At 50.2% G+C, this 12,730-nt stretch carries 10 protein-coding genes; 5 read left to right on the forward strand and 5 right to left on the reverse strand.

The genetic code is table 11. From position 1 onward, the window contains the following. Window positions 1-199: 199 nt before the first annotated feature. The gene (pepF, locus tag CBW46_RS09865) at window positions 200-1,990 is read left to right on the forward strand and encodes an oligoendopeptidase F (protein ID WP_207802264.1); all 1,791 of its coding nucleotides are present in this window, start codon (window positions 200-202) and stop codon (window positions 1,988-1,990) included. A 666-nt stretch (window positions 1,991-2,656) separates the two neighbouring features. On the opposite strand, the gene CBW46_RS09870 is transcribed toward pepF, so the two are convergent. The 5 genes from CBW46_RS09870 to CBW46_RS09890 form a co-directional block, all read right to left on the reverse strand. Beyond that, entirely contained in the window at window positions 2,657-3,436 is a 780-nt protein-coding gene (locus tag CBW46_RS09870; protein ID WP_089199841.1) for a class I SAM-dependent methyltransferase, read from the reverse strand. Between the two features lie 435 nt (window positions 3,437-3,871). Beyond that, a complete protein-coding gene (locus CBW46_RS09875; protein WP_089199842.1) occupies window positions 3,872-4,789 on the reverse strand; it encodes an endonuclease/exonuclease/phosphatase family protein in 918 nt (305 codons plus the stop codon). Window positions 4,790-4,995: 206 nt separating this feature from the next. After that, window positions 4,996-5,835 carry a DUF92 domain-containing protein gene (locus tag CBW46_RS09880; RefSeq protein WP_089199843.1) on the reverse strand — a complete coding sequence of 280 codons (840 nt, stop codon included), beginning with the start codon at window positions 5,833-5,835 and terminating at the stop codon, window positions 4,996-4,998. A gap of 302 nt (window positions 5,836-6,137) precedes the next feature. Next, on the reverse strand, window positions 6,138-6,764 hold the full coding sequence (locus tag CBW46_RS09885; RefSeq protein ID WP_089199844.1) for a fumarylacetoacetate hydrolase family protein: 627 nt from the start codon (window positions 6,762-6,764) through the stop codon (window positions 6,138-6,140). Window positions 6,765-7,010: 246 nt separating this feature from the next. Further along, complete coding sequence (locus tag CBW46_RS09890; RefSeq protein WP_243633255.1) at window positions 7,011-8,621, reverse strand: CapA family protein; 1,611 nt, start codon at window positions 8,619-8,621, stop codon at window positions 7,011-7,013. 515 nt (window positions 8,622-9,136) lie between these two features. Here CBW46_RS09890 and CBW46_RS09895 point away from each other — a divergent pair. From CBW46_RS09895 to CBW46_RS09910, 4 genes are all read left to right on the forward strand, one after another. After that, window positions 9,137-9,913, forward strand: a complete 777-nt coding sequence (locus CBW46_RS09895; protein WP_089199845.1) for an ABC transporter permease — start codon at window positions 9,137-9,139, stop codon at window positions 9,911-9,913. Then, window positions 9,910-10,701, forward strand: a complete 792-nt coding sequence (locus CBW46_RS09900; protein ID WP_089199846.1) for an ABC transporter permease — start codon at window positions 9,910-9,912, stop codon at window positions 10,699-10,701. The genes CBW46_RS09895 and CBW46_RS09900 overlap by 4 nt, the downstream gene beginning before the upstream one ends. Before the next feature lie 45 nt (window positions 10,702-10,746). Then, on the forward strand, window positions 10,747-11,715 hold the full coding sequence (locus CBW46_RS09905; RefSeq protein WP_089199847.1) for an ABC transporter ATP-binding protein: 969 nt from the start codon (window positions 10,747-10,749) through the stop codon (window positions 11,713-11,715). A 103-nt stretch (window positions 11,716-11,818) separates the two neighbouring features. After that, window positions 11,819-12,595: a metallophosphoesterase family protein gene (locus tag CBW46_RS09910; RefSeq protein WP_089199848.1), complete on the forward strand. Its 777-nt coding sequence runs from the start codon at window positions 11,819-11,821 to the stop codon at window positions 12,593-12,595. Window positions 12,596-12,730: the final 135 nt, after the last annotated feature.

Here is a 12,730-nt window from a genome sequence, read left to right on the forward strand (position 1 = left end):
TCCTGTTTTACTTCGATCCATAAATTCCTTATAATTAAACTACGGTCCGGTCATACTAGGAAAAAAATGCAAGGGCGTGTGCTTTATGCGTTTTGTTCCGCTGGTGTTGACCGGCGTGCTATTTAGCAGCACCGTGCTGTCCGCTCCGTTGGCGGCGCATGACAGCTCCCAACCATCCCATTTATCAAGGAGGGCTCCGATGAATCAGGTACTTAAGCGCAGTGAGGTTGCAGCGGAACACCGCTGGAATGTGGAAGATTTATTTCCTAATCAACAGGCGTGGGATAAAGAATATCAAGAAGTCAAGGATGCTTTAGCGAAAGCGGCGGCATTCCAAGGCAAATTGAACGACCCTGGCGCGATCAAGCAGTGCTTTGAGTTAGAGGACGAGATCTCCTTACATACCGAACGCCTCTACGTGTTCGCCAACCTGAAACACCATGAAGATACGGCGGACCCTACATACCAAGCATTATCCGACAAGGCAAAAAAGCTTAGCGTGGAAAGCAGCGAGGCGTTGTCTTTCATCTCCCCGGAAATCCTAAGTCTATCCGATGAACAATTGGATAATCTGGTGAATCATCCGGAACTCAGCTTTTACAAGCGAACGCTCGAAGAAATGATCCGCCAAAAGCAGCACGTTTTGTCCAAATCCGAGGAGGCGCTTCTCGCCCAAGTAGGCAACATATCTCAAGCACCGGGCACGATCTTTAGCATGCTGAATAATGCCGACTTACGGTTCCCTAAGGTAAAAAATGAGCAAGGGGAAGAAGTCGAGCTCACGCACGGCCGGTACATTCAATTCATGGAAAGCCGCAACCGGGATGTTCGCAAGGCAGCTTTCGAGGCGATGTATGCGACTTACTCGAGAAACAAAAACACGATCGGAGCTACGCTCGCTGCGAACATTACGAAGAACGTATTTTACGCAAAGGTGCGGAAGTACCCTTCTGTGTTGGAAATGGCTTTGTTCAGCGATAACATCGACAAAGAAGTGTACACAAATCTGATCGATACGATCCATGAAGCGCTACCTTCCATGCACAGATATATGGCGCTCCGCAAGAAGTTGTTGAACGTCGACGAACTGCACATGTACGACTTGTTCGCCCCGCTTGTGGAAGAGTTCAAAATGGACATCACGTTCGAGCAAGCGCAAGAAATGGTGAAGGAAAGCTTGAAGCCTCTAGGCGAAAATTATTTGCAAATTTTAGAAAAAGGCTTTAATCACCGTTGGATCGACATCTACGAAAACGAAGGCAAACGCAGCGGTGCCTATAGCTGGGGAGCATACGGTACCCATCCGTTCGTGCTGCTCAATCACAAGGACAATCTGAACAGCATGTTCACGCTCAGCCACGAAATGGGTCATGCGATCCACTCTTACTTGTCGGATGAAAATCAACCTTACCGTTATGCACAGTACACGATTTTCCTAGCGGAAGTGGCGTCCACGTTGAACGAAGCTCTGCTAATGGATTACATGCTGAAAAAGACGACCGATCCTAAAGAGAAAATGTACCTGCTTACCTACTACATGGATCAGTTCCGCACCACGGTATTCCGTCAGACGATGTTCGCCGAGTTTGAAAAGATTGTACATGAGCGGGCAGAAAAAGGTGATTCACTCACCCCGCAAGAGCTCAGCAAAATCTACTATGATCTTAACGTGAAATATTATGGCGAAGGCATGGCAGTTGACAAAGACATTGAGATGGAATGGGCACGTATCCCGCATTTCTATAACAGCTTTTACGTATACAAATATGCTACGGGCTTCTCCGCTGCAACGAGCTTTGCAAAGCAAATTCTCGAGGAAGGCCAGCCGGCGGTTGACCGGTATCTCGGCTTCCTGAAGAGCGGCGGCAGTGACTACTCGATCAATATTTTGAAACGAGCGGGAGTAGACATGTCGTCACCCGAACCGATCAAGCAGGCTATGGATGTGTTCAACGGTCTGCTGGAACAAATGGAACAGTTCGCCAAATAAGGCGTGCTGTTGAAGGTAACGATGTGCCCGAGCTGATGGATGCTACGCTTGATAGATCTCGATCTCATCATTCTAGCGTGCGCTGCATCCTTTCACATCGCAGACTCGCCATTCTGACGTGTGCTACGCCCAACAGAATCGCAGATCTCGCCAGGCTAACATGGGCTGCGCTGAGAGACCCGTGATCCGTGATCTCATCATTGCAATACACGCAACAAACAGACCTCCAATCTCACCATTCTGGTGCATTGGAGGTCTATTTTGCTGCGTCCGGATCTTGCAAACATGCACAAGTTGACCGCTGGCTACAAGCGAGCACTTTATGGACTTCCCACAGCTCAGATGGAAATTATTGCACTCTCGTAGACACATCCTATATAATTGACTACACGTGTGACACCATGAACGATATACATTTTTATGGGAACGGGGCGTTTAAGCTTGGGAATAGGCGGAACGATCATACTAGGCCTGATTACCATAGGCATTGTGGGCGGGTTAACATTTTGGGTGACCAAAAAGGCATACTCACGGAAATGGGATGAGGAAGAGTAACCGGCGGCAAGTGGGATCCGACTAACGTTCGAGTCCTCACTGTTGTCATTCACGTAACTCTCCGTTAGCGCGACAAGCCCCGCTACAATCTTGTGCGGGAGCCGTGCTTAATCATGATTTAACGGCTTGATAAATGAATTTCTGATTGCCACTGGTCGGCTTTTTTTCATCCTCAAAATCTGCGCAAACGGTTACATTTGCAAACCCAACGCTCTCAAGGGTGCACTTGAATTCTTCAACTCCGTACCAGCGTAGTGCAAAACGCTGCAGTTCCGTTTGTATCAATGTCCCGTTACGCCACTTTTCATACTTCAAGTAGCTTACACGGTATTGATTAAAGAATAAGTCAGCTTCCACGCACTTGCCTTCCATCGTGATCATGTCACCATTAGGCAAGTTGTATGTTGCCGATCCGCCCCATCGTCCAAGCTCGGCACTGTTGTAGTTGTTGTCGGGCAAAAACAGATCGAGGATCAACCGCCCGCCTGATTCCAAATGTTCATACAATCGATGTAAAACCCTCAGTGACTCCTCCCGTTGTTCAATCAATAAAAATGAGCCTCCAGGAATGATGATTGCCTCATACTTATGTGGCAAAGAAAGCTCCTGTAAGTTTGCTTCATATAATTCGGGTCTTAATCCACGCTCTTCACATCGGTTTCGGCAAGAAGCCAACATTTGAGGGGAATAGTCCACCCCATCCACAGTTAGTCCAGATTCTAGTAAAGGAATCATAACTCGCCCTGAACCGACCATTGCTTCCAGAATACGTCCCTTGCAATGCTTTAGCTTTTCACGATAGTACTCAATGTCACCGCCGAATGATTGCCCAATTTTCTTGGTTAGGTCATAGACCTCCGTGCAGAGCTGACCGTAATTACTGAAAGACATATTGCTTTCCCTCCGTAATTTGAGTTTTGCAGGCAGGGAGCACTGTTGGTGGTTATCCCTTCCGCACCTTGAAAAATAATTGCGTCGCCAACAAATTTAATGTTTCTCACGATAATCACTCGCTTTCTAGAACGATACTTCCAGAATACATGGTTGGAAAAAATTAGACAACAAAAAAGTGAGGATTTGGTGAGTTCGGGAAAACACCTTGAAATACACTTCCCTCAGCGTGGCGCTTTGCTGGCGGCACCCGATCGAGGGACCATGTTATATCGGCCCCCGGCACAACACTTCGCGCCTGTTTGATAGCGAGCCGCCCGGCCGTCCCGGGCACTTGCCAGCCGGTATATCAAAAAACCCTCGATGCACGAGGGTTTAATTTCGTATGGTGATGCATCATTAGCTGAACAAGTGGTCTTGGCGCACTGCATTCTCTTATTTGTCGTAAGTTAAGGTGATGTCAGCAATCACTGGGAAATGATCGCTTGGAAATTGTCCGTTCTTCTGATAGTTAACAATTTCAATTTCATTAGTGGTCAGGTTTCCTTTTCCAAGAATCCAGTCAATACGCCTGTCAGGTCCTCCACCAGTAGCATCATGAAAACCATTAAATGTTCCTAAATGTTCATTGATTCTTGTCTCAGCTGTTCCCCATAAATCATCAAACGCTCCATCATTCGTTAAAATTTGGTGTGGAAGAGTATCTGGTGCAGTGTTGAAGTCGCCTGTCAAGATAACCGGTAACTCGGGATCAAATTCTTTTGTTACTTGGAGCATTAATTCTGCACTTTTTTCTCTTGCATTGGCGGATTGATGATCAAAGTGTGTATTGACGAAATAGAACTGTTGGTTGCTTTTTTTATCAAGAAACTTAGCCCACGTAACCATTCTTGGAATATTGTTTCCCCATGTTTTTGAACCAATTACTTGTGGTGTATCGGATAACCAAAAATGATCATACTCTAGCACGGTGTAATCTTTTTCTTTGTAAAAACTAGCAGAGTATTCTCCACGATTTCCGCCTTCACGGCCTAAACCAATCCAATTATATTCAGGTAATGTATTTTCTAAATCTTGTAGTTGTGTATATAACACTTCTTGTGTTCCAATGATATCAGGATTCTTCATGTTAATCATTTTTTTGATGGTAGGAACCCTTTCATCCCAAGTGTGTGGTGAGGGATCACTGCTATTTTCGTATCTTAGATTAAAAGTCATTGCTGTTACATCTACCACCGTCGATTGATCTTTGTTTTCTGCAGCAAACCCAGTGGAAGCTCCTGGGAACAAACCACTTAGTAAAACTAGTGCACCGATTACCACTAAAAATGGGCGTTTCAAAACTTTCTCCAATCTAATTCCTCCTCTGTTTTAATTCGTTTTAATTATGTATTACAGTTGAAGCATACCTTTCCTATGTTAATTGAATGTTATTAATAGATGTTAATATTGTAAATATTGTAAATATTTAACGAAGAAAATGTCAGGGACGTTAATCTGGGCGTCAAACAGCACACATAACCGGAAAAATGAATGAATGGAAAAATCAGAGGCTGCGTTTAACCGTACAATATAAGATATAAGATCAGGCAGGCAGCACCGCCGCACAGTGAGCTGATGATATTCACCGCATCGTTGGTAAACCACGAAGCCCCTCGAATACGAACCGCCAGTTGGTTGCAATGGCGGTCTTTTTCTATCTCCTTGCCGCAAACCGTGCAGCGATACATAACCTGCCATACCGCACCGAGCAATGAATCTGACAAAGAACCGACGAGCCCCCCTGCAGCACCGAATAACAGGAGCACTGCTCCTGCAGGTGCAGCGGCTGAATTCTCCGCCGCCAGGGTAGACGCGGGCTGCCACGTGCTGAGAAGCCAGGCCGCAAGACCGATAGTGATCCCCCCTGCCACTGAAGCGACTGCGCCCAATGCTGTCACACCCCCGGAGGTGCCCGCAGCTACCTTGCGGCCGTTCAAAATTGAGCGGGGTTGCGTCCGGCTGAGCGCACCGATTTCAGTCGCCCAGGTATCCGCAGTTACTGTTGCCATCACCCCGATAAAGGCCACCCACCATAGCGGGCCGGGCCACAGGTTATGGCAAATGCATAGCGCTGCGCCTAGCCCTCCATTCGCTAATACTTGACCAGCATCCCTTCGGCCTGATTTGGCGTAGCCGGACTCCACCAGCGATTTCTGCCGGTGCCTCCACTTTGTTAAGGCCGTGGATGCAATGAAAAAAACTATCAACGTGCCAAACCAGGGCAAACTGCCCATCGCATACATGACGGTTCCTACAGCTACCGCCGCAGCTGCGCCGGAACCGGACAATGATTTTTTTCCATAGGCCGCTGCGGCAATGTATAGGCTGCACGCAGCGCCAATAAGCCAGTCCCACATCTCCGTATTCCTCTTCCCTATAGACTTTAGTGGCTGTCTCCCAACATGTCTCTCTCTCCCGGCTGGAGCTCACACCACTCTCAATGGCGGCGGTCAACGTCGTTGTCGCTTGTTCATGTTCATACGGAGCCATCGCACGGTGATGCCATTCATTAAACCAGTCACCACTGCTAGTATTCGCTGCACGTACGACCTCACCGTCGCGAAACAATGAAAACAAAGCTTGGCAGATCAATCGCTGCATGCTTCTCCTTGGAGACACAGAGAAGAGGGGCCTGGTTATAGGCCCCTCCCCCTGCGTGTCAGGACAATTCGACGGTGACGGTTCCTGCAGATTCCTCTCCCCACCGGAGCTCCAGTCGATCACCGCTATGCACTGCGGCGACTCCCGCCGGCGTTCCTGTAAAAATGATATCGCCTGCGTCCAAGCCGTAATTTTTTGCAATAAACTCAATAATGACCTGCAGATCAAATATCATATCCTTCACCTTACCGTGCTGTGCTTCTTCGCCGTTGCGAAATAGAGAGAACTGAGCTTGCTTGATCGCTTCAAAGCCGGGAAACGGTCGAAATTTCGTAATAGGGGCCGAATTGAGAAATCCCTTCGCAGGCAGCCAGGGCGTCCCCTTCTTTTTAATTACCGACTGCACATCACGGAGCGTGAGATCGATACCGAGCGCCATCTTGTCCACCAGCTCATCCACGGTGCTCCCTTCTTCGTATGGTCGGCTGACATGAATGACCAGCTCGGCTTCAAAATGCACTTCTCCTTGATCGCCAGGCAGTTGTATCGCTTGTCCTTCCATCGGTAACAACGCATGTGTCGGCTTCAGAAAGATCATCGGCTGTTTGGGAATGTCATTGCCCAACTCTGCAGCATGCAGAGCATAGTTGCGTCCCACACAATAAATGTTACGAACAGATAGCATAAGTACCCTCCCTTAACTAGGTGAAATTCCAGCTGCGTGTGATGTTGTCTAAATTATAATTCAATTATTTGGTGCCCACAATCACTAGCTCATTGCAGGCCGACGGAAGCCAACCCGTCCTTGTAAAATAAATATGCGAAGGAACATGACTTCTATTCCTTCGCATGAGTTCGGTAATGTACTGTTGCTCTGACGAGTGATGGATGAGAGACAATTGGCGAACTCCACGGCCAGGCCAGTACGCTCTCACGCGGATGCCGGCTGCTTCGCCGTTGGCGTGCTCTGCTTCGGCGTCTGCTGTTCTGCTGCCGGCTTCGTGGCCGTTGGTGCGCTCTGCTTTGGCGTCTGATGCTCTGCTGCCGGCTTCGTGGCCGCTGGTGTGCTCCGCTGCCGCGTCTGCTGTTCTGCTGCCGGCTGCTTGGCCGTTGGCGTGCTCTGCGGCGTCTGCTGCTCTGCTGCCGGCTGCTTCGCCGTTGGTGTGCTCTGCTTCGGCATCTGCTGCGCTGCTGCCGGCTTCGTGGCCGTTGGCGTGCCCTGCTGCGGCTTCGGTTGTTCTGCCGTCTCCTGTTTCGTTGTTGCTGCCGGCTTCGCAGCAGCCTGGTTGACCGGCCCCGCCGCCCGTGTTGTCGGCATTTTCACCACCGTTGATGATGCTTCATCGGCAGATGTTGGCGCAGGAGCATTTGCCAAAGCACGCACTCTCCCGTCGGGCTCCAGCTTCGCATTAATGGAAATACGCGACATTCTATCAAGCAATTTAGCCCCATCTTCTTCCGTCATGCGGACCGGCTGCGCCCCCTTGGTCAAGACCGGCATCATCTGCAATTCGCAGACCCGCTCCCGAGTGCACACTGCATCGAGAATCATCGTTTCCCAAGTGGAAGGCTCGTTGTTAGTTGTAAAAATAAAGTTGCCCATGCTGTAAGCAATCCATTTGCCCTTGTACTGCTCGAATCCCTGGAGCACATGCGGATGGCTGCCGATCACCAAGTCCGCACCTTGGTTGATGTATTTGTGCGCCAAGTCCGTCTGCTCCTTGACAGGTCGATCGGTTCGCTCCACACCCCAGTGAGCGAGCACGACCACAAGATCCGCTTGCTGCCGGGCTTGGCTCACCGCCTCCAGTGCCAGCTTGGTGCTGTAGGTTTCAGCGACACCAGGAGTTTGCTTGCCGGCGTACCAGCTCACCGCAGGAGCGACCCTGCTGAAACCGACGAAGGCGACCTTGATGCCATTGTGCTCCACGATTGCCGGACGGTATGCCTCATCGCTGTTTCGGCCTGTACCGACACGTTTGATGCCCGCTTTGTCCAATTCATCCAACGTATCCAGCAGCGCCTCCTGGCCGTAATCAAGGATGTGGTTATTGGCCGTCGTTACCACGTCAAATCCAGCGGCCTTAAACGACCGCAAGGCGTCCGGGGAGGAGCGGTATACGTATTCCTTGCTCTGCGGTGTGCCGCGCTTCGAGATCGGAGTTTCGAGATTAGCCACGGAGATATCCGCTTTATGTATGTAATCGTGCACATACCGGTAAGGATAGTCCCAACCGTTTCTCTTCAAAAGCTCTTCCACGTTGCCGGCAAAGATGACATCCCCGACAAAAGACAGCCGGACGCTTTGTCCGCCTGTGATGCCGCCCGCCGTCGGCACTGCTTGATCCCCTCCCGGCTGTCCGCTGACAGCCGGTTGTTCCGACTGCGGTGCTGTCGGCTCTTTTGGCGGTGCGCCTGAGCTCTCCGAGCCAGCTGCATCGGCACTAGGCGACGCAGCTGCGGTGGAAGCTTCCAGCGAGTTGGTCTGGTCCTGTTCGGACAACCAAGACACTAAATAAATGAACGACACGATCGTCACCACACTCAATGCTCCGATGGTGAACCAAGTATTTCTTTTGCTTCTGGCTGCCTGATTATGTTTGCTCGCACGAGATTCTATAATGACCTACTCCTTTAATGGTAATGCAAGGGAAACAGTGCTCATCGCCTTTGACATGGCGCCCATGTTCCCACCGCCCGTGAAAATCAACTATCCACACAATTGACATGTCGCAACACGCAGCTACCGTCCCGTGCTATTATACCAAATCCTGCATATGCGGGCATGAATCAAAATATCTAAAAAGTAGTTGCCAAACATATCCACATTTTGGTATTATATCTTTCGTCTCTCTTTTCTGTATATCTACGCACTCACCCTCATCAGCTAGTTCTTAGCGTTGTTCGCACAAACTTGATCCACACTGTTTCTGTCTCCACTACGTCGCACCCATATCATGGGCCGGGAATCTCATGACTCCGGCAGATACAAGTTTTCTAGGCGCCGCCCAGAACCGTTTTTTCACGGCAACATAACGCTCTGCTCAGGAGGTGTTTATGCTATTTCCCGTTTTGATCAAAAAAGCGTTCGCCCGTAATCTGCAATATCGCTCATCGCACGCTGTCAATCCCATCGCAAGCGCAGCCTTCGGTCTCGTGTACGTATCGATATGGAAAGGCGTCGGAGACCCTGTTGGAGCGCATGGTTACACACTGCAAAATATCGTGCACTATGTGGCTTTCAACCAAGTCTGTCTATGGATCACGCTATTTCTCACAAAAGGACTCGGCATTGAGAACGCTGTCAGAACCGGACAGATCTCTTTGGATCTAATGCGGCCGGTCCACTTGTTCTATCACTTAATGTGCAAAGAGTGGGGGCAGGCCGGATATCAACTGATGTATAAATCGGTGCCGATCTATCTGCTGTATATTTGGGCGCTTGGGCTGCCCGTTCCCAGTAGTACGGCCATTTGGCTGTGGACATTGGCAGCGCTCGCACTAGCCGCTTATCTGAATATATGTATCAATTATTTGATCGGCGTGACCGCTCTATGGACAACCGAATCCAACTGGCTGTATTGGGTGCACTACTCCTTTTCCACAGTACTGTCCGGCTTTCTTATCGCCGTTGACTGGCTGCCGCATTGGCTGCAGACGATCAGCAGATGGTCCTTCTATCCTTATATGCAGTATGTGCCCACCAGGCTGTATTTAGGGATGGAATCAGCGCTTGCGCTAATTGGCTCAGCCGTGTGGTGCGCGCTGCTCACTCTACTCTGCCTCGCCGCAACCGCCATAGTACGGCATAAGCTGGAGGTGCAGGGCGGATGAACACAGTTCGGATGTACAGCACGCTAATTCAGGCCAGCATCCGCAGCCGGATGCAGTATAAGTGGAACTTTTGGTTCTCGGCGCTGCTGGCGGCGATCATTAATGTGATGGATTTTGTACTGATCACCATCGTGCTGTGGAAGTTCGACAGCCTAAAAGGCTGGAGCATTTATGAAATCGGTTATTTATATGGGACTATCATGATGTGTAAAGCGATTTACAGAACGTTGGCGAATGACATACATCATTTGGAGAAATATTTGGTCTCCGGCGATTTGGATCAATTACTGCTTCGACCGGTGCCTTTGCTGTTCGCATTAATGTCGCAGAACTTCCGTCTGATGCCAGGAGAATACATACAAGGCGGTGCCGTTCTCACCATTTGTATTAATCACATGCTCCAGTCAGGGCAGGTCGGCTGGTCGGCAATCCCACTCACTTGTATGTTCATCGTGACCGGAGCCACTATCCTGTTCGCTATCGGTCTCGGCACCGCGACTTGCGGTTTCTGGCTCACGCGTATCAGTGAGCTGCAAACTGTGACCGAAGACGCAGCTCGAACCGCCGTACAGTATCCCATGGAAATATATCCTATGTGGATGCGAAGTTTACTGCTGACCGTCATTCCGGTCGGAGCCGCCAACTACCTTCCTGCTTTGTACATTCTGCGCGGCGAGCTCGGCGCCTGGCTGCTGCCTGCGACCATCCTGTTCGCAGCGTTGTTCCTCTCAGCTACTCTGAAATTCTGGCAGTTTGGCGTGAGCAAATACCAGAGCACCGGAAGTTGAACCGACACGGTTCAAACATAAAATTAATGAGAAGGAGCGCATGCGATGATTGAGGCCAAACTACTAACCAAATCTTTTCGCGCCACCAGTCCCGGTGACAGCCGCTGGCAGCGGTTCAAGTCCTTCGTTCGTGGGCGGCACCGGACAAAGATGGCAGTGCAGGATGTGAGTTTTTTTGTGGGTAAAGGTGAATTTGTAGGCTATATCGGCCCCATTGGTGCAGGGAAATCTACTACGATCAAAATGCTCGCCGGCATACTGCATCCCACCTCGGGAGAAGTGCGCATCGCCGGACGAAGCCCTCATCACAGCCGTCGTCATGTCGTACGCAAATTAGGTGTTGTATTCGGCCAACGCTCGCAGCTGTGGTGGGATCTGCCCGCCAAAGATTCCTATGATATTTTGGCCGCAATGTACGGGATCGAACGCCGGCAAAAGGAACGTACGCTGGAACAGCTGGGTGAACTGCTGCAATTGGGCGAGCTGCTCGATACCCCTGTCCGCAAGCTGTCGCTCGGTCAAAGAATGCGCGCAGATCTGGCTGCGGCAATGCTGCACGACCCGGACATTCTATTTCTGGACGAACCGACGATAGGTTTGGATGTTATTGCCAAAAAGACCATCCGCACTCTCCTGAAATCATTGAATCATGATTTCGGAAAAACTATTTTGCTCACGACTCATGATATGGATGACATAGAACAGCTGTGTCCCAGGGTTCTGGTGATCAATCACGGCCGACTGGCTTATGACGGCAGTATCGACGGATTGCGCGAGCGCATCGGCTTGCCCACTATGATCAAAGTCAGCTTCACCGGCACAGTCCATATCCCTCGCGAGTGGAGCGGCAGCTTTCAAATTGTGGAACGCAGTGCCAACACTGTCACCGTGCAGTGCAACAGACGAACTGTGCCAGTAATGCAGGCTCTGCGTCAGCTTGAACAATGGGGAGGCATCGCGGATGTGCACGTGGAAGAACCGGTGTTCGAAGAGGTGATCCGGCACATATTTTAGATATGCCATAACATGAGTGTTTCTTTGCGTGGTAAAGAATTATAATACGAATAAACACCATTGTGAAATAGCGCACATCAAGCAACCGAGGGAGTGAACAGCGTTGGCAAAAATTGCGTTAATCTCCGACATACACGGCAACTTCACAGCGCTTGAGGCTGTGCGTAAGGACATCAATAAACGGCGGATTCAACGAGTGATATGCTTGGGTGACCTGGTTGGCAAAGGCCCTCAGCCCGCCGAGTGCGTGGACCGGGTCCGCGAGCTCTGTGAAATCACATTGCAGGGAAACTGGGATGACGGCATCAATCAGCCGCAGACAAAAGACACCGGATTATGGCAGCGGGAGGCTCTCGGCGAATCAAGATTGGATTATTTGAAAAATCTTCCGTTTTCGACCGACCTCTATCTTAGCGGCAAATGGATCAGGTTGTTTCACGCCTCCGCCAAAAGTGTTTATCATAGAGTGCCGCGCAAGGCGTCACGCAAAGAAAAACTGGCGATGTTCCACCACACGAAGCTGACAGGCCAACCGACGGATGCAGAGCACGCGGAAGTCGCCGCCGCAGTCGCTCCGACACCGGACATCGTTGGCTATGGTGACATTCACCTGCCATTTGTTCAGACTTTAAAAAACAAACAAAAAAAGGGGCTTATCTTGTTTAACGTCGGCAGTGTTGGCGCACCGTATGACGGTATTCCCCACGCCTGCTACGCGATTATCGACGGCACGGAAAATGCGGCAAAGGAGGAGTCCTTCAGCATTCAGATCGTACGTGTCCCATACGATGTAGAGGAGGCGATTCTGACCGCAGAAAAGCTCGGAATGCCCGACATCCACCGGTTCCGCTACGAGATGACGCATGGGCTGGAACGATAAGCAGCGCACCTCCATGAGATTTCAAGACGCTTGTGGTACAATAGGTGATACTGTGACTTTCTCATAGCCGCTGCACATCTTGTTGGTAGCTTAGCAAGCGCCAAGTGCAGATGCTTTTGGGGTAGTCACATGCTG

Source organism: Paenibacillus xerothermodurans, from assembly GCF_002220865.2.
GTDB classification, from domain to species: Bacteria; Bacillota; Bacilli; order Paenibacillales; family NBRC-103111; genus Paenibacillus_S; species Paenibacillus_S xerothermodurans.